Raw genomic sequence first — 22,380 nt, forward strand, 5'->3', positions numbered from 1 at the left:
TAGATGTTCAAGACCGCTCGGTTAGAGCTGTTCGGTTTCCGCGTAGTCCTGGTCGTCGTAGGCGGCCTCGGTGGACCAGGTGCCCGTGGCGACGTCGTAGCCGGCGACCTGCGACGGGTCGAAGCTGGGCGGGCTGTCCTTGAGTGACAGGCCCAGCTGGTGCAGCTTGACCTTGACCTCGTCGATGGACTTCTGGCCGAAGTTGCGGATGTCCAGCAGGTCGGACTCGGTGCGGCTCACCAGCTCGCCGACGGTGTGCACGCCCTCACGCTTGAGGCAGTTGTAGGACCGGACGGTCAGGTCCAGGTCGTCGATGGGCAGGGCGAACGACGCGATGTGGTCGGCCTCGGCCGGCGACGGCCCGATCTCGATGCCCTCGGCCTCGACGTTGAGTTCCCGCGCCAGGCCGAACAATTCGACCAGGGTCTTGCCCGCCGACGCCAGCGCGTCGCGCGGCGTGATCGAATTCTTGGTCTCGACGTCGAGGATCAGCTTGTCGAAGTCGGTGCGCTGCTCGACACGGGTGGCGTCCACCTTGTAGGTGACCTTGAGCACCGGCGAGTAGATCGAATCGACCGGGATGCGGCCGATTTCGGCGCCCGAGGCGCGGTTCTGAACGGCCGGGACGTAGCCACGGCCGCGCTCGACGACGAGCTCGACCTCGAGCTTGCCCTTGTCGTTCAGGGTCGCGATGTGCATGTCCGGGTTGTGCACGGTCACACCGGCGGGCGGCACGATGTCGCCCGCGGTGACCTCGCCGGGGCCCTGCTTGCGCAGGTACATGGTGACCGGCTCGTCCTCCTCCGAGGACACGACCAGGCTCTTGAGGTTCAAGATGATCGCGGTGACGTCTTCCTTGACCCCGGGCACGGTGGTGAACTCGTGCAGCACACCGTCGATGCGGATGCTGGTGACGGCCGCGCCGGGGATCGACGACAGCAGCGTCCGGCGCAGCGAGTTGCCCAGCGTGTAGCCGAATCCGGGCTCCAGCGGTTCGATGACGAACTGGGAACGGCTGTCGGTGAGGATCTCCTCCGACAGGGTGGGTCGCTGAGAGATCAGCATGGTGTTTCTTTTCTCCTTCTCGGCACCCGCTATTTGATGCCGTTGTGTTTCCCGCGGTGACCCGCTGCGCCCGGCTTCGCCGCGCTGGCGATCACCGCTGTGTTTCCCGCGGTTCGGTGCGGGGGCCTTACTACTTCGAGTAGAACTCGACGATCAGCTGCTCGGTGAGCGGCACATCGATCTGCGCGCGCTCGGGCAGCTGGTGGACGAGGATGCGCTGACGCTCCCCGACCACCTGCAGCCAGCTCGGGATCGGGCGATCGCCCGCGGTCTCCCGCGCGATCTGGAAGGGCACGGTGTTCAGGGAGTTGTCCCGCACGTCGATGATGTCGTACTGCGACACCCGGTAGCTGGGCACGTTGACGTGCACGCCGTTGACGCTGAAGTGCCCGTGGCTGACCAGCTGGCGGGCCATCCGGCGGGTGCGCGCCAGGCCGGCGCGGTACACGACGTTGTCCAGCCGGCTCTCCAGGATCTTCAGCAGCTCCTCACCGGTCTTGCCGGTCTGCCGCACGGCCTCTTCGTAGTAGCGACGGAACTGCTTCTCCATCACGCCGTAGGTGAAGCGAGCCTTCTGCTTCTCCTGCAGCTGCAGCAGGTATTCGCTCTCCTTGATCCGCGCACGGCCGTGCTGGCCGGGCGGGTAGGGGCGCTTCTCGAACGCCTGGTCGCCGCCGACGAGGTCGGTGCGCAGCCGGCGGGACTTACGCGTGATGGGTCCGGTGTAACGAGCCATGATTTACCTCCCTAGACCCTTCTCCGCTTGGGGGGACGGCAGCCGTTGTGCGGCTGCGGCGTGACGTCGGAGATCGCACCGACCTCCAGGCCCGCGGCCTGCAGCGACCGGATCGCGGTCTCCCGGCCCGAACCCGGGCCCTTGACGAACACGTCCACCTTGCGCACCCCGTGCTCCTGTGCCTTGCGGGCCGCGTTCTCGGCGGCCAGCTGGGCGGCGAACGGGGTCGACTTGCGGGAGCCCTTGAATCCGACGTGGCCCGACGACGCCCAGGCGATGACGTTGCCCTGCGGGTCGGTGATGCTCACGATGGTGTTGTTGAACGTGCTCTTGATGTGGGCGGCGCCGTGCGGGATGTTCTTCTTTTCCCGCTTGCGGGTCTTCTGCCCCTTCTTGGGAGCCGACGAGGTTGTCTTCTTCGGTGGCATCGGTTACCTGGCCTTCTTCTTGCCGGCGATGGTGCGCTTGGGGCCTTTCCGGGTCCGCGCGTTGGTCTTGGTCCGTTGGCCGCGCACCGGCAGGCCGCGACGGTGCCGCAGGCCCTGGTAGCAGCCGATCTCGATCTTGCGGCGGATGTCGGCCTGCACCTCACGCCGCAGGTCGCCCTCGACCTTGAGGTTGGCTTCGATGTAGTCACGAAGGTGGGTCAGCTGGTCGTCCGTGAGATCGCGCGAGCGCAGATCGCGGTCGATGCCGGTGGCCGCCAGGATTTCGTTGGACCTGGTGCGGCCGATGCCGAAAATGTAGGTCAGCGCGATCTCCATCCGCTTGTCACGCGGCAGATCGACGCCCACTAGTCGAGCCATGAGTGGCGTTTCCTCTTTCTCAGCGAAGGTCTAATCCCAGCCCGTTCCCGCCTGCTGCGGCGGGGCCCGGCCTCCGTCCGGGCGTGATGAGCGGCCTGTCCGCTCAGTGGCGCTGGGAGGTCAGCATTCAGTTGTGTGGCGCCGCGCCCGCGGCTCGAGGCGAGAGTCCGGCTCAGCCCTGGCGCTGCTTGTGGCGCGGATCGGAGCAGATCACCATGACCCGCCCATGCCGACGGATCACCCTGCACTTGTCACAGATTGGCTTGACGCTCGGGTTCACCTTCACGGCTGTTCGATCCTGTTCTTCTGCTCGTCGGTTGCTTGTCTCGGGCTTCTCGTCACTTGTACCGGTACACGATGCGGCCCCGGGACAGGTCGTAGGGGGACAACTCCACCACCACCCGGTCCTCGGGCAGGATGCGGATGTAGTGCTGCCGCATCTTGCCGCTGATGTGGGCGAGCACCTTGTGACCGTTCTCCAGCTCAATGCGGAACATCGCATTGGGCAGGGGCTCGACCACGCGGCCCTCGACCTCTATGGCACCGTCTTTCTTGGCCATAACTTCTTAAGAGTCCTCGTCTTTGGTTTCGTATCGCTTTTGGCGCCCACTTCGGCGCAACATTGAACACCGACTTCGAACGTGAGCCGGTGACAGGAAATTCCTAGGGACTTGGCACACAGAAAGCCGGCGCGCATGACGCACCGTCGGTCAACGATACCTTGTGTATGGGCCGGACCCAAATCGCTGTAAGGGGAATCGGGCCGGCCGGCACGACCTGCCGCATGCGGCCTGACGAGCGCATACTTGAGCGCGATGACGAAACCAGGTGCCGGCGGCGCGGCTCAGTCCCGCAAGCCCGTGATGCTGACCGTCGACGACGATCCCGCGGTCTCGCGGGCCGTTGCCCGCGACCTGCGCCGCCACTACGGCGAGGAGCACCGGATCGTGCGCGCGGAGTCCGGGGCGGACGCGCTGGGCACGCTCAAGGAACTCAAGCTGCGCGGCGAGACGGTCGCGGTGCTGATCGCCGACTACCGGATGCCGCAGATGAGCGGCATCGAGTTCCTCGAGCAGGCCATGGACCTCTATCCGGCGGCGCGCCGGGTGCTGCTGACCGCGTATGCCGACACCCACGCCGCCATCGATGCGATCAACGTCGTCGACCTCGACCACTATCTGCTCAAGCCGTGGGACCCGCCCGAGGAGAAGTTCTACCCCGTCATCGACACCCTGCTGGACGCCTGGCGCGCCGCGCCCGAGCACCCGATCCCGCACACCAAGGTGATCGGGCACCGCTGGTCGGCCCGGTCCTGGCAGGTGCGCGACTTTCTGGCCCGCAACGGGTTGTACTACACCTGGTTCATGGCCGACGAGCCGGACGGCGAACGCCTGCTCAACGCCGCCGGCGCGGACTCGCTGCGGTTGCCCGTCGTGGTCACCGAGCGCGGCGCCACCCTGGTCGAGCCCTCCGACGCCGAGCTCGCCGACACGCTGGGCCTCACCACCAATCCCTCGCAGGACTTCTACGACCTGATCGTCATCGGCGGTGGACCCGCGGGGCTGGCGGCGGCCGTGTACGGGGCGTCCGAGGGCCTGCGCACGGTCCTCATCGAGCGCACCGCCACGGGCGGACAGGCCGGCCAGAGCTCGCGGATCGAGAACTACCTGGGCTTTCCCGACGGCGTGTCGGGCGGCCAGCTGGCCGACCGCGCGCGCCGACAGGCCGAGAAGTTCGGCGCGGAGCTGATCACCGCCCGCAAGGCGGTCGCCTTGGAGGTCAACGGCCCCAAGCGCACCGTGCGATTCGCCGACGGAGGGGCCGTCGACGCACATGCCGTCATCCTGGCCACCGGCGTCGCCTACCGGAACCTCGAAGCCGAGGGGTGCAACGAGCTGAACGGCTGCGGCGTCTACTACGGCGCCGCGGTGTCGGTGGCATCCGAATGCGAGGACGAAGAGGTCTACGTGGTCGGCGGGGCCAATTCGGCGGGTCAGGCCGCGATGTATCTCTCCCGCAAGGCCAAGGCGGTGACGATCGTCGTGCGCGCCCCGTCGCTGCAGGCGTCGATGTCGTACTACCTGATCCAGCAGATCGAGGCGACACCCAACATCGCCGTGCGCACCTGCACCGAGGTGCACCGCGCCACCGGCGACGGCCACCTCGAGAAGCTGACGCTGCGCAACAACCGCACCGGCGACACCGAGGACGTCACCTGCGCGCGGCTGTTCATTTTCATCGGTGCCGCGCCGCGCACCGAATGGCTCGACGGCGTGCTGGCCCGCGACGCCCACGGCTTCATCCTCACTGGCCCCGACCTGCGCAACGTGTGCGGCTGGACGCTGGACCGCCCGCCGCACCACCTGGAAACGAGCGTTCCCGGGGTGTTCGCCACCGGGGACGTCCGGTCGGCGTCCGCCAAACGCGTCGCGGCCGCCGTCGGCGAAGGATCGATGGCCGTGATGCTGGTCCACCGCTACCTCGCCGAGTCGTAGACCCATGACCCCCACGGTGCCGTGCGACCCCGGCGAGCTGCGCAGCCTGTTCCTGTTCGAGGCCCTCTCCGACGAGCAGCTCGCGGTGCTGTGCAGCCAGGGGCAGATCCAGAACTACCAGCCCGGTCCCCTCTGCGTCGAAGGCGAGCCGGCGACGTGCTTCTACGTCCTCATCGAAGGAGAGCTGACGATGTCCAAGCTCTCCGGGGGCCAGGACATCGAAACCAACCGCACCTCACAGCGCGGCGTCTACTGCGGGGCCTGGCGCGCGTTCACCGGTGGCAAGCAGAAGAGCTACGACGCCTCGGTCCACGTGACCAGGCCGTCGAGATTCTTCGTCATGGACGCGCCGGTGTTCGCGCAGTTCATGAAGGACCAGTTCCCCATGGCGGTCCATCTGCTCGACGGGATCGCGGTGGGCACCGACCGGACCCGCAGGATCATCGACAACCGGGAGAAGCTGCTGGCGCTGGGGCGGTTGTCGGCCGGGCTGACCCATCAGCTCAACAATCCCGCCGCGGCCATCGCCCGCGCCGCCGACGAGCTGCGCGGACGCATCGCCAACATGCGCGGGAAACTGGCGATGCTCGCCGACGGCACCGTCTCGCCGGAGACGCTGAACGCTCTGGTGCGGCTGCAGGAGGCGGTCGCCGAGCAGGTCGCCAAGTCGGCGGCGCAGAACGTGACCGCGATCGAGACGGCGGACCGCGAGGACGCCGTCGGCGACTGGCTGGACGACCACGGTATCGACGGCGGATGGGACATCGCGCCGACGCTCGTCGAGGGCGGCATCGACACCGACTGGCTGGAGCGCATCGCGGCCACCGCCGAGGAATTGGAGAGTTCGGCTTCGTTGGAGCTGGCGGTCCGCTGGATCAGCTACACGATCGAAAGCGAGCTGCTGATGAACCAGATCTCCGAGGCGAGCAGACGGATTTCGGCGCTGGTCGCCGACGCCAAGCAGTATTCGCAGATGGACCGCGCCCCCTTCCAGGTGGCCGACGTGCACGAACTGCTGCGCAGCACGCTGGTGATGTTCGCCGACCGGCTGACCAAAGACGGCAAGCAACCCGGCGCGATCTCGGTGGTCAAGGAGTTCGACCCGTCGCTTCCCCAAATCCCTTGCTTCCCGGGAGATCTCAATCAGGTTTGGACCAACATAATCGACAACGCGCTGGCCGCGATGCGCCCCAAGGGCGGCACGCTGACCGTCCGCACCTGCCGGGAGGGCGAAAACATGGCGCGGGTCGAGATCTGCGACACCGGCCCCGGCATCCCCGACGAGGTGCGCGAGCACATCTTCGAGCCGTTCTTCACCACCAAGCCGGTCGGGGAGGGCACCGGCCTCGGGCTGGATCTCGCGTGGAACATCGTCGTCAAGAAGCATCGCGGGGACCTCAGGGTGGAATCCGCGCCGGGCGACACCCGCTTCATCGTGTTGCTGCCACTCGAGAAACCACCCACCGAGGATTTGTCAGATCCCGACCTGGATGCGGAATCCGCGGAATAGCGGTTCCACCCCGGGAGGTTGGAGACACCATGACCGACTCAGTTCCAGGCAAACCAAATCTCGGCCGGTTCGGATCGTTCGGACGTGGCGTCACTCCTGCGCAAGCCAAAGAAATCGAGTCTCTGGGCTACGGGGCCGTCTGGGTGGGCGGGTCACCGCCTGCCGAATTGGCCTGGGTGGAGCCCATCCTGGAGGCGACCACCACCCTGCAGGTGGCCACCGGGATCGTCAACATCTGGACGGCGCCCGCCAAACCGGTCGCGGACTCGTTCCACCGCATCGACAAGGCCTACCCCGGGCGTTTCCTGCTCGGCATCGGCGTGGGCCACCCCGAGGCGCACACCGAGTACCGCAAGCCGTACGAGGCGCTCACGGAGTACCTGGACCGGCTCGACGACTACGGCGTGCCGGCGAGCCGGCGCGTGGTGGCGGCCCTGGGGCCGCGCGTGCTCAAGCTGTCCGCGCAGCGCGCCGCCGGCGCTCACCCCTACCTGACCACGCCGGAGCACACCGCGCGGGCCCGCGAGCTGATCGGCCCGGAGGCCTTGCTCGCGCCCGAGCACAAGGTGGTGCTGACCACCGACCCCGAGAAAGCCCGCACAGTGGGCCGCCGCGCGCTCGACATCTACTTCCAGCTGGCCAATTACCGCAACAACTGGAAGCGGCTGGGCTTCTCCGACGAGGAGATCACCAAGCCGGGCAGTGACCGGCTGGTCGACTCGCTGGTGGCCTACGGCACGCCGGACCAGATCGCGGCGCGGCTCACCGAGCACCTCGACGCCGGGGCCGACCACGTGCCCGTCCAGGTCCTGACCAAGGATGAAAACCTGGTGCCGGCGCTGGCCGAACTGGCGGGGCCGCTCGGACTGAACCCGTCTTAAGCAAGCAGAGAGGGACCCAAGATGACCGAGGCAATAGCACTTAAGCCCGACCTGGGCCGGTTCGGCGTCTGGCTGCCCAACCGCTCGATCACTCCCGAAGTGGCCACGGGCATCGAATCCCTCGGATATGGCGCCGCCTGGATCGGCTGGTCACCAGACGCCGAACTGGCCTGGGCCGAGCCGGCGCTGGCGCGGACCAGCTCGCTGCAACTGGCCACCGGGATTGTCAACATCTGGACCGCGCCGGCGCCGACGGTTGCCGAGTCCTTTGCGCGCATCGAGAGTGCGTACCCGGGAAGGTTTCTGCTGGGCGTCGGGGTGGGCCATCGCGAGCACACCCAGGAGTACGTCAAGCCGTACGATGCGCTGGTCAGTTACCTCGACGAGCTCGACGCCGCGGATGTGCCGACCAGCCGCCGCGTGCTCGCGGCGCTCGGGCCCAGGGTGCTGCGGTTGGCGGCGCAGCGCAGTGCCGGCGCCCACCCGTATCTGACCACACCGGAACACACGGCCAAGGCACGTGAACTGGTCGGCAACTCGGTTTTCCTGGCCCCGGAACACAAGGTGGTGCTCACCACCGACGCCGCGGAGGCGCGCGCGGTCGGCCGCCAGACCGTCGAAACCTATCTGGGCCTGAGTAACTACGTGAACAACTGGCTGCGGCTGGGATTCACCGAAGCCGACGTGCGCAAGCCGGGTAGCGACCGGCTGATCGACGCCGTGGTGGCCTACGGCACCCCGGACGCCATCGCCAGGCGCCTCGACGAGCACCTGCAGGCGGGCGCGGACCACGTGGCCGTCCAGGTGCTGGGCGCCGGCGACGACGAGGCACTGTTGCGTGCGCTCGGTGAATTGGCGGGACCGCTCGGGCTAACTCCTGCAAAGTGACCGATCCGCTCGGTTAGGGTGTTGACCCATGCGGCTACTGGTCACCGGCGGCGCCGGCTTCATCGGCGCCAATTTCGTGCACAGCACCGTACGCGATCACCCCGAGGATTCCGTGACGGTGCTCGATGCGCTGACCTACGCCGGCCGGCGCGAGTCATTGGCCGAGATCGCCGACGTGATCACCCTGGTCGAGGGCGATATCACCGACGCCGAGCTGGTCTCCCGGCTGGTCGCCGACTGCGACGCGGTGGTGCACTTCGCCGCCGAGACCCACGTCGACAACTCGCTGGAGGACCCGCACACCTCCCTGCAGACCAACGTCGTGGGAACGTTCGCCATTCTGGAGGCGGTGCGGGCCCACGGCGTGCGGCTGCATCACATCTCCACCGACGAGGTCTACGGCGACCTCGAGCTCGACGACCCGCAGCGGTTCACCGAATCCACGCCCTATAACCCGTCGAGCCCGTATTCGGCCACCAAGGCGGCCAGCGACATGCTGGTTCGCGCCTGGGTGCGGTCCTACGGGGTGCAGGCGACGCTCTCCAACTGCTCGAACAACTACGGGCCGTATCAGCACGTCGAGAAGTTCATCCCGCGCCAGATCACCAACGTGCTGACCGGTCGCCGGCCCAAGCTGTACGGCGGGGGCGCCAACGTCCGCGACTGGATCCACGTCGAGGACCACAACAGCGCGGTGCGACGGATCCTGGAGAAGGGCGAGATCGGCCGGACCTACCTCATCGCCGCCGAGGGCGAGCGCGACAACCTGACGGTGATGCGCACGATCCTGCAGATGATGGGGCGCGACGCAGACGACTTCGACCATGTGACCGACCGCGTCGGCCATGACCTGCGCTACGCCATCGATCCGTCCACGCTGTACAGCGAGTTGGGTTGGGCACCCAAGCATTCCAACTTCGACGAGGGCCTGCGCGCCACCATCGACTGGTATCGGACCAACGAGGCATGGTGGCGCCCGCTGAAGGACGCCGCCGAAGCGCGCTACGCAGAGCGGGGCCAGTGACGTGCAGGTCCGCGAACTCGGTGTCCCCGGCGCGTGGGAGATCACCCCGACACTGCGCGGCGATTCGCGCGGGGTGTTCTTCGAGTGGCTGACCGACCACGGGTTCACCTCGTTCGCCGGCCATCGCCTCGATGTCCGGCAGGCCAACTGCTCGGTGTCCTCGGCCGGGGTGTTGCGCGGCGTGCACTTCGCTCAGCTGCCCCCGAGCCAGGCCAAGTACGTGACATGCGTGTCCGGCTCGGTTTTCGACGTGGTGGTCGACATCAGGGTGGGTTCGCCGACGTTCGGGCAGTGGGACTCGGTTCTGCTCGACGACAAGGACCGCAGGACGATCTACATCTCCGAGGGCCTCGGCCATGGATTCCTTGCGCTACAAGACAATTCGACGGTGATGTACTTGTGCTCCGCTGAGTACAACCCGCAGCGCGAGCACACGATCTGCGCGACGGATCCAGCGCTGGGGATCGACTGGCCGCTTGTTGACGGCGCCGCGCCCAGCCTGTCCGATCGCGACGCCGCGGCGCCGAGCCTCGACGAGGTGCGCGCCTCCGGCATCCTGCCCACCTGGGAGGACACGCGGCGCTTCGTGGACGGGCTGCGCGGCGCATAACCGCCCGGCATCCCCGCCCGCACGGTCGCGGGATTGAATTCAATTGACACACAGGCGCGCTCGCTTGGCTGAAAACACGGCGTTTCACCCCGGATAGTGTTTAGCATCACACTGTCGTCTTCGGGTGCGACAGCTCGATCGTGGGGGTCGTGGGAGGTGTGCAATGTCGTTTGTGCTGGCAGCACCTGAGGCGATGGCGGATGCGGCGAATCGCCTGGCGGGGATCGGCTCGGCGATCAGCGCGGCCAACGCGGCCGCGGCGGCGCGAACGACGGGAATGCTCTCGGCCGGTGCCGACGAGGTCTCGTCGGCCGTCGCGTCGGTTTTCTCGCAGTACGCCAAGGCTTTTCAGTCCCTCACCGCGAGCGCCACCGCGTTGCACTCCCAGATGGTGCAGACCCTCACCGGAGGCGCCGGACTGTATTCCGCCGCCGAGGCCGCCAACGCCTCACCGTTGCAGACCCTGCAGCAGGATGTGCTGGGGCTGATCAACGCACCCACGAACACCCTCTTCGGCCGGCCGCTGATTGGCAACGGCGCCAACGGAACAACGAACGCGCAAGGGGTCGGCACCGCCGGCGGCCCGGGCGGCTTCCTCCTCGGCAACGGCGGCAACGGTGGGAACAGCACCGCGACGGGGGCGGCCGGCGGGGCGGGCGGCGCGGGCGGCTTCCTGTCCGGCGTCGGCGGCAACGGGGGCACCGGCGGCGCGGGTGCACTCGGCGGGGCCGGCGGGACCGGCGGCCTGCTGGGCGGGGCCGGCGGCACCGGCGCGGCCGGTCCGGGCACCGTCCCGCTCACGCTGCAGAACGGGCGGCTCGTGGCGACCATCTCGATCGGCAGCGGGCCCAACGCTCAGGTGATCGTCGACACCGGGTCGAAGGGCCTCATCGTGCCGCCCCAGGACGTCAACCTGTCGAGCCTCGGCGCGGCCACCGGGTCGGGACAGGTCACGTACGGCGAGCCCGGGAACTACCTGACCGAGTACTACAACACCTATTCGGCGACGGTGAATTTCGGCAACGGCATGGTCACCACGCCGACTTCGGTCGCCGTCGTCACCTCGGCGACCTCAAACGGCGTGCCCTATGCGGCCTCCCAGGCGCCGGCGATCCTGGGCATCGGGGTGAACTCCGGCGGCCCGGTCTCCACCAGTCCGGTGACGTCGCTGACGGGATCGTACGGCCAGGGCGTGCTGCTCAACGAACCCAACGGGACAATGACGTTCGGGTCCAACCTGTTTCCGAGTTCGGGGTCGGTCAGCGGCGCGCCCGTCACCACCGTCGACGTGCGGATCGACGGCGGCACCCTCACGTCGACATCCGGCGCGTTCATCGACTCCGGCGGCTTGTACGGTGACGTCCCGACCGCCCTCAACCCACCCGACATCGGCGGTTACGTGGCGCCCGGCACCACCATCTCGGTCTACAACACCGGCGGCACGCTGCTGTACACGACGACCACCGGCGTCGACCAGACGGTGGTCGTGTCGAGCTTTGCGGGCGGAACCTTCAACACCGGTCTCGCGCCGTTCCTCGAGGACCCGATCTACCTCTCGTACAGCCCCACCGGTACCGGATCGATCTTCTTCGACACCTGAGCTCGGCTCCCCGCCCAGACCGCCCACAGCAGCACGGTCGAGATTTCGGCGCCCACGCTGATCGCGGCATAGGGCGAAGGATCCCAGCCGCGTTCGGAGAATCCTAGCACGCCAACGGTTCTCGACATGGCAAACGCAGCCAGCGACCCGCCGGCCACCGCGGCCGCGGCCCAGCGCAGCCACCCCGGGCCGCCTAGGAGGATCAACAGCGCCAGGGAAAACGATATGGCGGCCTGGGCCAGGAACGCCGCGCCGATGCCCGGGATATGTTGGTAGCCGTGAACATACAGGTACGCGTGACTGGTGGCGCTTGCCGCCAGCGTCGTGGCCAGGCCGATTCGTGATAAGAAAGTCATTGCAGCGTAGTCTCTTTGAGCGCCAGCGTGTTCTGCCCCTTGATGTAGCCGACCTCGCGGATACCCAGCGCGTCGCGCAGCTTGCCGGCGGGCAGTGTGACCGGCTTGGGCGCCGGGCCGTCCCCGGGATGCGGGAGCGGGTACGCGGTGGTCGTCCCGCTGTAGAAAGTGACGTTGCCTTCGGTCTTGGAGAACAGTTGGTGCACATGGCCGTTGAGGCAGGTGACCGACGCGAACCGGGACAGGTAGCCGAGCGCGCGGGCGGCGTCATCGGTGCCCCAGCCCCAGCCCGGGTACATGGCGAACAGCGGGATGTGACTGAACACGATGATCGGGGTGTCGCTGGACAGCCCCGCGACGTCCTTGCGGACGAAGTCGAGCTGGTCGGTCCCGAGGTGCCCGAGCTTGCGCAGGTTCAGCGTGTTCACCAGCGCGATCACGTGCACGCCGGCGATGTCGAAGCTGTACCAACCGTCGCCGCGCGATCCGGCGCCGAAGGCCCGGCGGTACTTCTGGCCCGCGTCGTCGACCGAGTCGTGTTCGCCGGGCACGGTGAATACGTGCGGGGTTGATATTCGGCTCATCATCTGCTTGACCTGGTCGAATTGGTCCGGAGCGGACAGATGCGTCAGGTCGCCGGTGTGGATGACGAAATCCGGTGTGTAGCCGAGCTTGTTCACCCGGTCGATCGCGCTGCCGAACGTCGCGGTGACGTCCGGGTTTGCCGCCCCGGTGAAGCCCAGGTGACTGTCGCTGATCTGCGCGAAGCGCAGGGCGGGGCGAGCCTTCGCATGCTCGGCGGCGGCGGCCCCGGCGACGTGCGAAATGACCTCGCCGCCCACGACGGCCAACCCGACCGCGGCGCCGAACCACGCGCCGTGCCGGATCAGCTGCCGACGGCTCATCGGGAGTGGGTCGCTCACGACGTCACCACCACGGTGCCGTGCATCATCGGGTGGATCGAACAGACGTAGTCGAAAGTTCCTGTCGCGGGGAACAGGTGCGAGAAGGTCGCCCCGGTTCCCATCCCGGGCGAGTGGAAGGACCCGTCGCTGGCCGCGACGGTGTGGGGCTCTTCGTCGTGGTTGGTCCAGGTGACAGTCGTTCCCGCGCGAACGGTCAACGTCGCCGGGGCGAAGGCGAAGTCGTCGATGCTGACCTGGTTGGCGCCGGCCGGCGCCGCGGTGAGGGGCGCAGTGGCCGTCGTGGGCGAAACCGGTGCGGCCGGCCCGGCATGGTGTGGAGCGGCCGAGCACCCGGCCATCAGGAGCGCACCGACGGCCATCGAGGCCATGCGGGTACGCGGCATCACGATCATGCCTGAAGATAAGGCAGCGGGTTACACGGATGCGTCGGGGCGCCGCGGCGCGAACACCTCGATCACGCCGTCGATCTCGCGAACCATCAAGGTGGGCAACGGCTTCGGCGCGATCGGCAACTGATGGGTGAGCACCTCGCCCACCGGCGAAAAGGACGTGGTGTGGCATGGGCAGCGCAGCCGGTTCCCGGGTGCGTCGAACCAGAGCCGACACCCCTGATGGGTGCACACGCCCGAGACCGCCTGCGGTTTGCCGTCGACGCGGCGGACGAACCCACTGACCGAACCGAGGTCAAACGGATGCATGAACCCGTCCGGCACGTCCGAACTGGCCGCCACCCGTTGCCAGACCCCGTCGTTCGGCGCCAGTTCCCCGCCCGCGACGTCGGGCGCCGGCGAGCCGACGTCGAACACCGCCCGGTCGATGGCGACGGCGGCGGCCGCGGCGGCCGCGGCGGCCGACGTGCCGACGATCACCTGGCGCCGCGTGGTGCCTCGCGGTGGCGCCGATTCGGCCGGCGTGCCCGTCATCTGCTCGGCCAGGCGACGGTGCAGGCCGGCGAGGAACTGCTGGCTGGGGGCGTCCTCGTCGCCGATTCGGGCGGCGCGTAACTCGATCGCCGTGCGGATCTGCGCCGCCTCGAAGTCGTCGGCGGCGAAGGCCTTCGGCCGCCGGCCGTTCAGCAGATCGTCGACGTAGCGGCGCAGCCCTTGGGCGTTCACGGCCCGCCTCCCTCGTTGACCTGAGCCGCCAGGCGCAGCGCCCGGTGCTGGAGCACCTTGGCATTCGCCACGCTGATCCCGAGTTCAGCGGCGGCCTGCTTGATTGAATTTGCTTGCAGGAAGCGCAATTCCAATATCCTCCGGTACCGGGCGGGCAGGCTGTCGAGCACCTGCTCGACGCGCTGCGGCGCGTTGCTCATGGCTTCCTCGCCATCGGCGGGCTGTTCGATGTCGTCGATCGAGGTTATCTCCCGGCCCATGGTCTGGCGCCAGTGCGCGGCCAGCACCGTCCTGGCGGTGGCCCGCAGATAGGCGCGGACCTCTGCGACGCTCGCGGTCAGGCGCAGGGGACGGAGCGCGGCGAGGAACACCTCGGTGGTGAGGTCTTCCGCGTCGGCGCGGTTGCCTACCCGCGCGAACAACGTGCGGTACACCCAGGACGCATTGTCCTGGTAGACCGCTTCCCAGTCGGGATAACCATCGTCGGGCACCGCACGCAGCGGTCGCGGCCCGACGGCATCGTGGTGAGCCGGCACGTGCCTCCTTCACCGATCAATATCGGCCGGGGTTACACGAGGCCTCGTCGATCGGGTCGGCCATCAATTGGTCCAGCTTCGTCGCGGTCGCCGACAGCGCCGACTTGGCCATCCGCAGCACCCGGTCGCGCACCTGCGGCTTGGCCGAGGCGGGCGCCAGGACGTGACTCATCAGGTGGCCGAAGATGTCGAGTCGCGCCGCGGAAAGCCACGCGGTCAACCGCGGGTCGTCCAGCCAGCGGAGCTGATTGGCGTAGTCGGCCCGCGCCAGCCGCAGCCAGTCGACGTCGGTGTCGGGATGCGGCAACGGCACACACAGCTCGTTTTTGACGGCGTCGTCGCAGTAGGCGGCCTCGACGTGGGCCACCAGCGCCGCGCTGAAGATCTGCTGGCAGCCGCGCACGCTCTGCAGCGTGATGCGGCCGGGCTCGAAGATGGTTGTGGCCGGCCGCTTCTCGGCGCCGTCGGCCGTGCAGTCGACGTACAGCGCCGGGCCGAGGCCGACGGTGCCACCGTCGAGGACCATGGCGCGCGGCTCGGCGCGCAACAGGTGACCCATGCGCACGACGTCGGTGATCCGCCGCAGCTGCTCGAGTTCGGCGCGCGTGACCGTCGCGCAGCGGTACATGGTGGGCCGCACGGCCGGATCGAGGCGCAACAGCGCACCGGCCTGCTCGAGACGCACGAACAGCTCGTCGACCGACTCCGCGTCGCGGACCGCCCCCAGTTGTGCGCCGAACGCGTCCCTGACGCGCTCGGCGAACAGGGCGCCCGGCTGGATCGCCGCACGATCCAGTAGCCACGAGTCGCGGGGCATCACCCACGTCAGCCGGTCCGGCGCGACGCCGTGGGCGAGCAGCCACAGGCAGGCGTCGATGCCCGTCTTACCGGCCCCGACGACGACGTAGTGCTCCTGCGCGGGCAATCGCGGCAGCTCGTTGGGGGCCACGCAGGCGACCCCGGGCGCCACCGCGTACGGCGGGGGGCGCATGGCGGGAACCTCGACGCGCATGTAGGTGCCGTCGACGATGCGGCGCGTGACGTCGACCGTGTACTCCGCGCCCCCCAGCGTGGTGAACCGGCCGTCGCCGTGGTACTCGCTCATCGGGAAGTAGCTGACCCGGCCCGTCGGCAGGAAACTCCGGCGCAGAACATGGGAGTAGTACGCGCAGACCTCGGCGGCGGTCGCGAGCTCGTAGAGGCCCTCGTTCCAGCCGAAGTCATCGATGGCGCCGCTGCCCAGCGGAAGCGAGTTGACGCCGTAGAACGCCGACGGCTGGTGCAGCCGCACGAAGGGGTAGGCCACGGTCCAGTGCCCACCCGGCTGGTGATTGCGGTCGACGAGCACCACGCGCGCCTGCGACTCGGAAGTCTCGGACAAGAGCGTGTCGGTGAACGCCATGCCCATGGCGCCCGCGCCGACCACCAGGTAATCGGCCTCGATGGTGTGCATACGGCTTCCCACGCTACCCACTTGTCAGCCCCGCCGACCGGTTACTAGGATATCCAAGTATCCGCTGTACCCGACAGTCGAGGGCACCCATGACCAGACAGATCCCGCACTTCATCGACGGGAAGCGCACCACCGGCCAATCCTCCCGCACCGCCGACGTCTACAACCCCAGCACCGGTGAGGTCCAGGCCACGGTGCCCATGGCCGGCAAGGCCGACGTCGACGCCGCGGTGGCCTCGGCCGCCGAGGCCCAAAAGGGCTGGGCTGCCTGGAATCCCCAGCGCCGCGCCCGCGTGATGATGCGCTTCATCGAGCTGGTCAACCAGCACAACGACGAGCTCGCCGAACTGCTGTCCCTCGAGCACGGCAAGACGCTGGCCGACGCGCGCGGCGACATCCAGCGCGGTATCGAGGTCATCGAGTTCTGCGTCGGGATCCCGCACCTGCTCAAGGGCGAGTACAGCGAGGGCGCCGGCCCGGGCATCGACGTCTACTCGCTGCGCCAACCGCTGGGCGTCGTCGCGGGCATCACCCCGTTCAACTTCCCGGCGATGATCCCGCTGTGGAAGGCCGGCCCCGCCCTCGCCTGCGGAAACGCGTTCGTGCTCAAGCCCTCTGAGCGCGACCCGTCGGTTCCGCTGAGGCTGGCCGAGCTCTTCGTGGAGGCCGGCCTACCGGCCGGTGTGTTCCAGGTCGTGCACGGCGACAAGGAGGCCGTCGACGCCATCCTGCACCACCGCGACATCGCGGCGGTCGGCTTCGTCGGCAGCTCCGACATCGCGCAGTACATCTACTCGACGGCGGCGGCCACGGGCAAGCGGTCGCAGTGTTTCGGCGGGGCGAAGAACCACATGATCGTGATGCCCGACGCCGATCTCGACCAGGCCGTCGACGCGCTGATCGGTGCCGGGTACGGCAGCGCGGGCGAACGCTGCATGGCGATCAGCGTTGCCGTGCCGGTCGGAGAGCAGACCGCGGATCGGTTGCGCGCCAGGCTCGTCGAGCGGATCAACAACCTGCGCGTGGGCCACAGCCTTGACCCGAAGGCGGACTACGGGCCCTTGGTCACCGAGGCCGCGCTGACCCGGGTGCGCAACTACATCGACCAGGGCGTGGCCGCCGGCGCCGAGATCGTCGTCGACGGACGCGACCGGTCCAGCGACGAGCTGGCTTTCGGCGACGCGAGCCTCGAGGGTGGATACTTCATCGGCCCGACCCTGTTCGACCGCGTCACCCCGGACATGTCGATCTACACCGACGAGATCTTCGGGCCCGTGCTGTGCATCGTGCGGGCGCACGACTACGAAGAGGCGTTGCGGCTGCCCTCCGAACATGAGTACGGCAACGGCGTGGCGATCTTCACCCGCGACGGCGACGCCGCCCGCGATTTCGTCTCCCGGGTGCAGGTCGGCATGGTCGGCGTCAACGTGCCGATCCCCGTGCCCGTGGCCTACCACACCTTCGGCGGCTGGAAGCGCTCCGGCTTCGGCGACCTCAACCAGCACGGTCCGGCTTCGATCCAGTTCTACACCAAGGTCAAGACCGTGACGTCGCGCTGGCCGTCGGGCATCAAGGACGGCGCCGAATTCGCCATTCCCACGATGAACTAGGGCCGAGGGCTCCATGGCTTTCACTCTCGACGACGACGAACGGGTGATCACCGAGACGGCCGCCGCGTTCGCCGCCAAGCGGCTCGCCCCATACGCCCTGGAATGGGATGCGACACAACACTTCCCGACGGACGTGTTGCGCGAGTCCGCCGAACTCGGCATGGCCGCGATCTACTGCCGCGAGGACGTCGGCGGCAGCGGGCTGCGTCGGCTCGACGGTGTCCGCATCTTCGAGCAGCTGGCCATGGCCGACCCGGTCACCGCCGCGTTCCTGTCCATCCACAACATGTGCGCGTGGATGGTCGACTCCTTCGGCACCGCCGAGCAGCGCAAGCTGTGGGTCCCGCGGCTGGCCTCGATGGACGTGATCGCCAGCTACTGCCTGACCGAGCCCGGCGCCGGGTCCGACGCCGGCGCTCTGAGCACCCGCGCGGTCAAGCAGGGTCCCGAAAAGAACGCGGACTACGTGCTCGACGGCGTCAAGCAGTTCATCTCCGGCGCGGGAGCCTCGGACGTCTACGTGGTGATGGCGCGCACCGGGAGCGAGGGCCCGCGCGGCATCTCGGCCTTCGTGGTCGAAAAGGGCGCGGCGGGACTGAGCTTCGGCGCGCTCGAGGAGAAGATGGGCTGGCACGCGCAGCCCACCGCCCAGGTGATCTTCGAGGGCGTCCGGGTTCCCGCCGACGCCATGCTCGGCGGCGCCGACGGCGAGGGTGCCGGCTTCGGTATCGCGATGAACGGCCTCAACGGCGGCCGGCTCAACATCGCGGCGTGCTCGCTGGGCGGCGCCCAGGCCGCCTTCGACAAGGCGGGGACCTACGTGCGTGACCGTCAGGCGTTCGGCTCCGCCCTCCTCGAGGAGCCGACCATCCGCTTCACCCTGGCCGACATGGCCACGGGGCTCGAGACGTCCCGAATGATGTTGTGGCGGGCCGCGAGTGCGCTCGACGCCGACGACCCGGACAAGGTCGAGCTGTGCGCGATGGCCAAGCGCTACGTCACCGACACCTGTTTCGACGTCGCCGACAAGGCCTTGCAGCTGCACGGCGGCTACGGCTACCTGCGTGAGTACGGTCTGGAAAAGATCGTCCGCGACCTGCGGGTGCATCGGATCCTGGAAGGCACCAACGAGATCATGCGGGTGGTCATCGGCCGGGCCGAGGCCGCGCGCTTCCGGGCGACCGCCTAGAAAGGTCGGCAGATGACGACCACCGCGTTTTTGGGACTGGGGAACATGGGCGGGCCCATGGCCGCCAACCTGGTCGCCGCCGGCCACACCGTGCGCGGGTTCGATCCGGTGCCCGCGGTGACGGCCGCGGCGGCCGCCAAGGGCGTCACCGTGTTCGACAGTGCCGCCGAGGCGGTCGCCGAGGCCGACGTGGTCATCACCATGCTGCCCAACGGCGACATCGTGAAACGTTGCTACGCCGACGTTTTGCCCGCCGCGCGGACCGGTGCGCTGTTCATCGACAGCTCCACGATCTCGGTGGACGACGCGCGGGAGGTGAACTCGATGGCGGGTTCGCACGGTGTGTCGCAGCTGGACGCGCCCGTCTCCGGCGGTGTGAAGGGCGCCGTCGCCGGCACCCTGGCGTTCATGGTCGGCGGCGACGAATCCGCGCTGCGGCGGGCGCGGCCGGTGCTGGAGCCCATGGCGGGCAAGGTCATTCACTGCGGAGCCGCCGGAGCGGGGCAGGCCGCGAAGGTGTGCAACAACATGGTGCTGGCGGTGCAGCAGATCGCGGTCGGCGAGGCGTTCCTGTTGGCCGAAAAGCTCGGGCTGTCCGCGCAGTCCCTGTTCGACGTCATCACCGGCGCGACCGGTAACTGCTGGGCGGTGCACACCAACTGCCCCGTGCCGGGCCCGGTGCCGACCTCACCGGCCAACAACGATTTCAAGCCCGGGTTCGCGACCGCCCTGATGAACAAGGACCTGGGCCTGGCCATGGACGCGGTGGCCTCGACCGGTGCGGCGGCGCCGCTGGGCGCCCACGCCGCACAGATCTACGCTGAGTTCCTGGCGTCCGATGCCTCCCATGGCGGCCTGGACTTCAGTGCCGTCATCGAGATGCTGCGCGGCAGCTGATCCGCGCCACATCTGCCGGCGCCTCAGAAATCCCCGGCGTTGCGGCGCAACGTTTCGATCGAGGAGACCAGCGCCCGCGATTGGTCCGCGTCCATCCCGATATCGGCGAACACCTGCTCGTTGAGCGTGACGGTGGCGTCCTCCACGGTGGAGCGCCCCAGGTCGGTGATCTGAACCAGCGTCGTGCGTCCGTCGGTGGGATGCGGCACCCGCTGCACCAGCCCGTCGGCCTCCAGGCGCCGGATCGCGTGGGTCACGCTGGTGACGTGGACCTGCAACCGGTCGGACGCCTTGGTGATCGGCAGCGCCCCGGTCCGGCTGAACGCCAGCAACCGCAGCAACTCGTAGCGGGAGAAGCTCAAATCGTAGGGGCGCAGCGCAGTCTCGACGCGCGCCAGCAGAATCTGATGCGCCCGCATGACCGACGTGACGGCGACCATGCCCTCGGCCACGTCGCCCCAACCGGCGTGTTCCCAGTTGGCACGGGCCGCGTCGATCGGGTCACGCTTGAACGGTCGTGCGTCAGCCACGCCCCTTCATACCGCACTCAGAGCGAACGCTGTAGCAGAACCTGGCCGGTGTCGGCGGCGACCACCTGTACCGCGGCGATCTGGCTGACCGGCGTCGAAATGCTGCTCGCGGGTGTCGCGGTGTGGCCGGGCTCGGCCGTCCACGTCGCCAGCCGCGTCCGGCTGCCGTCGCGGGCCACGATCACCATCGCCAGCGTGTCGTGGTGCGCGTTCAGCGGAGCCAGGCAGACGCACCGCAGGTTGATCGACGTCCCCCAATGCTCGCTGCTCAGTGAGACATCCGACGTCAGCAGGGTGGTGCCGACTTGAGCCATCGGCTGCGATGCGACGGTCGTCTGCGGTCCGCCCGCCGAAAGGTATTGCTGCACACCGATGAACACACCGAGCGCCAGCACGGCCGCGGCCGCGGAGGAGGCCACGCGGGTCAGGACCCGTGTGCGGCGCCGCCGCCAGCGCACGGCCGCCAGCAACGACGGCAACAACTCCGGCGACATCTCCGGCGCCGCGGCGGGGCCGGTCTCGGCCATCGCGGCCACCTCGTCGCGGTCGAGCCGCGACAGCAGTCCCGGCACGCCGCTCAGGTCGGCGACCGCAGCCCGGCAGGCCCGGCACCCGGCCAGGTGCGTCTCGAACTCGCGCCGGTCGGCGGCCGACAACGATCCCAGCACGTACGCGGCGTCCCACATCGCGTAGCGGTCGCCGGGTGGGCCCATGTCCTTGTGTTCTGCGTTCATCTCATTCATCTCCTGGTCAAATCAGCGGGTTACCCCGAGCTCCTGCAGCGTGAGCCGCAGCGCCCGAACGGCGTAGTGGAGGCGCGATTTCACCGTTCCCTCGGCGATGCCGAGGTCGGCGGCGATCTGCGCGGTGGTCCAGCCGCGGTAGTAGGACCTTTCGATCACCGCGCGGTGCTCGCCGGACAGCTGGGCCATCGCGTCGGCTATCAGCAGCCGGTCCAGTGCCGCGTTCACCTCGTCCGGAGTCGACCGCTCGGGCGTGATCCCGTCGTCCGTCGAGCCGACGACGTTGCGGTACCGAGCGCTGCGCCGGTCGTCGATGATCATGTTCCGGGCGACCGTGAACAACCACGCCCGCGCCGAACGCTCGGTGTCGCCGATCACCTCCGGATGCTGCCAGGCTCGCAACAGCGTTTCCTGGACGACGTCCTCGGACTGGCTCGGATCCCCCGTCAGCCGAAGCGCGTAGCGCCACAACACGGCCGCGTGCTCGTCGAAGAGCGCCTTCATCAGGGCGGCTTCGGCGGCCCCGGACGCACCGCGAGTACCAGCCACACGAGCCACTCCATCACCTCCGCCTATTGACACGAGCGGATCGGGTGTTCAGTTCAAGGCTCTACAGGGTCAGGATGCGTGGTCCGTCGTCGGTAACCGCGACGGTGTGCTCCCAGTGTGCCGCGCGCGACCCGTCGGCGGTGGTGACCGTCCATTCGTCGTCGAGCACCAAAGTCTGGCCGGTACCGGCAGTCAGCATCGGTTCGATCGCCAGCACCGAGCCCGGGGCCAGCAGCGGTCCGCGCCCGGGCGAGCCCTGGTTGGGCAGGAACGGGTCCATGTGCATGTGCCGGCCGATGCCGTGGCCGCCGTAGCCTTCCACGATCCCGAACTCCCGCCCGTACCGGGCCTCGGCCGCCCGCGTCCCCTGCTCGATGGCGTGCGACACGTCCGTCAACCTGTTGCCGGGGACCATCGCCGCGATCCCCGCCTGCAGCGAGTCCCTGGTCGCCGTCGACAGCGCCTCGTCGGCGGGGTCCAGGGCGCCGACCCCGAAGGTGATGGCGGCGTCGCCGTGCCAACCGTCGAGCACAGCGCCGCAGTCGATCGACACCAGGTCACCCTGAGCCAGGATCTCCGCCGCGGACGGAATCCCGTGCACCACGCGGTCGTTGACGGACGCGCAGATGGACGCCGGATATCCGTGATAGCCCAGGAACGACGGTATCGCGCCGGCCTCCCGGATCAGGGACTCGGCGATCTCGTCGAGGCTCAGTGTCGACGTCCCGGCCACCGCGGCGGCGCGGACAGCCTTCAACGCGGCGGACACGACGGCCCCGGCCGCCGCCATCGCGTCCAGCTCACCGGCGCTGCGTTGCGGCACGACCTTACGACTGCGCAGCCGTGCCAACGGCTTCATCC

At 68.6% G+C, this 22,380-nt stretch carries 26 protein-coding genes; 10 read left to right on the forward strand and 16 right to left on the reverse strand.

Going from position 1 to position 22,380, the window contains the following annotated elements; all coding sequences use genetic code 11:
- Window positions 1-21 precede the first annotated feature (21 nt).
- The 6 genes from G6N48_RS15045 to infA form a co-directional block, all read right to left on the reverse strand.
- Complete coding sequence (locus tag G6N48_RS15045; RefSeq protein ID WP_085271993.1) at window positions 22-1,065, reverse strand: DNA-directed RNA polymerase subunit alpha; 1,044 nt, start codon at window positions 1,063-1,065, stop codon at window positions 22-24.
- Between the two features lie 130 nt (window positions 1,066-1,195).
- A complete protein-coding gene (rpsD, locus tag G6N48_RS15050; protein WP_085271992.1) occupies window positions 1,196-1,801 on the reverse strand; it encodes a 30S ribosomal protein S4 in 606 nt (201 codons plus the stop codon).
- A gap of 11 nt (window positions 1,802-1,812) precedes the next feature.
- Window positions 1,813-2,229: a 30S ribosomal protein S11 gene (rpsK, locus tag G6N48_RS15055; RefSeq protein WP_085271991.1), complete on the reverse strand. Its 417-nt coding sequence runs from the start codon at window positions 2,227-2,229 to the stop codon at window positions 1,813-1,815.
- 3 nt (window positions 2,230-2,232) lie between these two features.
- Window positions 2,233-2,607 carry a 30S ribosomal protein S13 gene (gene rpsM / locus G6N48_RS15060; RefSeq protein ID WP_085271990.1) on the reverse strand — a complete coding sequence of 125 codons (375 nt, stop codon included), beginning with the start codon at window positions 2,605-2,607 and terminating at the stop codon, window positions 2,233-2,235.
- Window positions 2,608-2,779: 172 nt separating this feature from the next.
- Entirely contained in the window at window positions 2,780-2,893 is a 114-nt protein-coding gene (rpmJ, locus tag G6N48_RS15065) for a 50S ribosomal protein L36 (protein ID WP_003879483.1), read from the reverse strand.
- 52 nt (window positions 2,894-2,945) lie between these two features.
- Window positions 2,946-3,167, reverse strand: coding sequence for a translation initiation factor IF-1 (gene infA, locus G6N48_RS15070; RefSeq protein WP_003418601.1), 222 nt, complete (start codon window positions 3,165-3,167; stop codon window positions 2,946-2,948).
- Between the two features lie 255 nt (window positions 3,168-3,422).
- On the opposite strand from infA, the gene G6N48_RS15075 reads away from it, so the two are divergent.
- The 7 genes from G6N48_RS15075 (at window position 3,423) to G6N48_RS15105 (ending at window position 11,615) form a co-directional block, all read left to right on the forward strand.
- Entirely contained in the window at window positions 3,423-5,102 is a 1,680-nt protein-coding gene (locus G6N48_RS15075; protein WP_085271989.1) for an FAD-dependent oxidoreductase, read from the forward strand.
- A 4-nt stretch (window positions 5,103-5,106) separates the two neighbouring features.
- Window positions 5,107-6,612: an ATP-binding protein gene (locus G6N48_RS15080; protein WP_085271988.1), complete on the forward strand. Its 1,506-nt coding sequence runs from the start codon at window positions 5,107-5,109 to the stop codon at window positions 6,610-6,612.
- 29 nt (window positions 6,613-6,641) lie between these two features.
- On the forward strand, window positions 6,642-7,493 hold the full coding sequence (locus G6N48_RS15085; RefSeq protein WP_085271987.1) for an LLM class F420-dependent oxidoreductase: 852 nt from the start codon (window positions 6,642-6,644) through the stop codon (window positions 7,491-7,493).
- Window positions 7,494-7,514: 21 nt separating this feature from the next.
- Window positions 7,515-8,381, forward strand: a complete 867-nt coding sequence (locus G6N48_RS15090; RefSeq protein WP_085271986.1) for an LLM class F420-dependent oxidoreductase — start codon at window positions 7,515-7,517, stop codon at window positions 8,379-8,381.
- Between the two features lie 28 nt (window positions 8,382-8,409).
- Window positions 8,410-9,405 carry a dTDP-glucose 4,6-dehydratase gene (gene rfbB, locus G6N48_RS15095; RefSeq protein WP_085271985.1) on the forward strand — a complete coding sequence of 332 codons (996 nt, stop codon included), beginning with the start codon at window positions 8,410-8,412 and terminating at the stop codon, window positions 9,403-9,405.
- A gap of 1 nt (window position 9,406) precedes the next feature.
- Window positions 9,407-10,015: a dTDP-4-dehydrorhamnose 3,5-epimerase gene (gene rfbC / locus G6N48_RS15100; RefSeq protein WP_085271984.1), complete on the forward strand. Its 609-nt coding sequence runs from the start codon at window positions 9,407-9,409 to the stop codon at window positions 10,013-10,015.
- A gap of 163 nt (window positions 10,016-10,178) precedes the next feature.
- Entirely contained in the window at window positions 10,179-11,615 is a 1,437-nt protein-coding gene (locus tag G6N48_RS15105) for a PecA family PE domain-processing aspartic protease (protein WP_085271983.1), read from the forward strand.
- Here G6N48_RS15105 and G6N48_RS15110 read toward each other — a convergent pair.
- Genes G6N48_RS15110 through G6N48_RS15135 form a run of 6 tightly spaced genes read right to left on the reverse strand, consistent with a single transcriptional unit; the run spans window position 11,564 to window position 16,001 of the window.
- Window positions 11,564-11,971 carry a hypothetical protein gene (locus tag G6N48_RS15110; RefSeq protein ID WP_085271982.1) on the reverse strand — a complete coding sequence of 136 codons (408 nt, stop codon included), beginning with the start codon at window positions 11,969-11,971 and terminating at the stop codon, window positions 11,564-11,566. The genes G6N48_RS15105 and G6N48_RS15110 overlap by 52 nt on opposite strands.
- Window positions 11,968-12,876, reverse strand: coding sequence for a metallophosphoesterase family protein (locus tag G6N48_RS15115; protein WP_085271981.1), 909 nt, complete (start codon window positions 12,874-12,876; stop codon window positions 11,968-11,970). The genes G6N48_RS15110 and G6N48_RS15115 overlap by 4 nt, the downstream gene beginning before the upstream one ends.
- A 14-nt stretch (window positions 12,877-12,890) precedes the next feature.
- A complete protein-coding gene (locus tag G6N48_RS15120; protein WP_372511245.1) occupies window positions 12,891-13,289 on the reverse strand; it encodes a cupredoxin domain-containing protein in 399 nt (132 codons plus the stop codon).
- Window positions 13,290-13,310: 21 nt separating this feature from the next.
- Window positions 13,311-14,012, reverse strand: coding sequence for a Rieske (2Fe-2S) protein (locus G6N48_RS15125; protein WP_085271980.1), 702 nt, complete (start codon window positions 14,010-14,012; stop codon window positions 13,311-13,313).
- A complete protein-coding gene (locus G6N48_RS15130; RefSeq protein ID WP_085271979.1) occupies window positions 14,009-14,548 on the reverse strand; it encodes an RNA polymerase sigma factor in 540 nt (179 codons plus the stop codon). The genes G6N48_RS15125 and G6N48_RS15130 overlap by 4 nt, the downstream gene beginning before the upstream one ends.
- Window positions 14,549-14,564: 16 nt before the next feature.
- Entirely contained in the window at window positions 14,565-16,001 is a 1,437-nt protein-coding gene (locus G6N48_RS15135) for an NAD(P)-binding protein (RefSeq protein ID WP_085271978.1), read from the reverse strand.
- An 89-nt stretch (window positions 16,002-16,090) separates the two neighbouring features.
- Here G6N48_RS15135 and G6N48_RS15140 point away from each other — a divergent pair, with 89 nt between their 5' ends.
- The 3 genes from G6N48_RS15140 to mmsB are packed head-to-tail and all read left to right on the forward strand — an operon-like array spanning window position 16,091 to window position 19,697.
- Entirely contained in the window at window positions 16,091-17,611 is a 1,521-nt protein-coding gene (locus G6N48_RS15140; RefSeq protein WP_085271977.1) for a CoA-acylating methylmalonate-semialdehyde dehydrogenase, read from the forward strand.
- Between the two features lie 13 nt (window positions 17,612-17,624).
- Window positions 17,625-18,800: an acyl-CoA dehydrogenase family protein gene (locus G6N48_RS15145; protein ID WP_085271976.1), complete on the forward strand. Its 1,176-nt coding sequence runs from the start codon at window positions 17,625-17,627 to the stop codon at window positions 18,798-18,800.
- A 12-nt stretch (window positions 18,801-18,812) separates the two neighbouring features.
- On the forward strand, window positions 18,813-19,697 hold the full coding sequence (gene mmsB, locus G6N48_RS15150) for a 3-hydroxyisobutyrate dehydrogenase (protein WP_085271975.1): 885 nt from the start codon (window positions 18,813-18,815) through the stop codon (window positions 19,695-19,697).
- A 23-nt stretch (window positions 19,698-19,720) separates the two neighbouring features.
- Here mmsB and G6N48_RS15155 read toward each other — a convergent pair whose 3' ends face one another.
- From G6N48_RS15155 to map, 4 genes are read right to left on the reverse strand one after another with little or no spacing between them, the layout of a single operon-like run.
- Window positions 19,721-20,227, reverse strand: coding sequence for a MarR family transcriptional regulator (locus tag G6N48_RS15155; protein ID WP_085271974.1), 507 nt, complete (start codon window positions 20,225-20,227; stop codon window positions 19,721-19,723).
- Between the two features lie 17 nt (window positions 20,228-20,244).
- A complete protein-coding gene (locus tag G6N48_RS15160) occupies window positions 20,245-20,961 on the reverse strand; it encodes an anti-sigma factor family protein (RefSeq protein ID WP_372511244.1) in 717 nt (238 codons plus the stop codon).
- 21 nt (window positions 20,962-20,982) lie between these two features.
- Complete coding sequence (locus tag G6N48_RS15165; protein WP_085271972.1) at window positions 20,983-21,528, reverse strand: sigma-70 family RNA polymerase sigma factor; 546 nt, start codon at window positions 21,526-21,528, stop codon at window positions 20,983-20,985.
- 52 nt (window positions 21,529-21,580) lie between these two features.
- Window positions 21,581-22,378: a type I methionyl aminopeptidase gene (map, locus tag G6N48_RS15170; RefSeq protein ID WP_085271971.1), complete on the reverse strand. Its 798-nt coding sequence runs from the start codon at window positions 22,376-22,378 to the stop codon at window positions 21,581-21,583.
- Window positions 22,379-22,380 lie beyond the last annotated feature (2 nt).

The sequence above is a fragment of the Mycobacterium parmense genome (genome assembly GCF_010730575.1).
GTDB classification, from domain to species: Bacteria; Actinomycetota; Actinomycetes; order Mycobacteriales; family Mycobacteriaceae; genus Mycobacterium; species Mycobacterium parmense.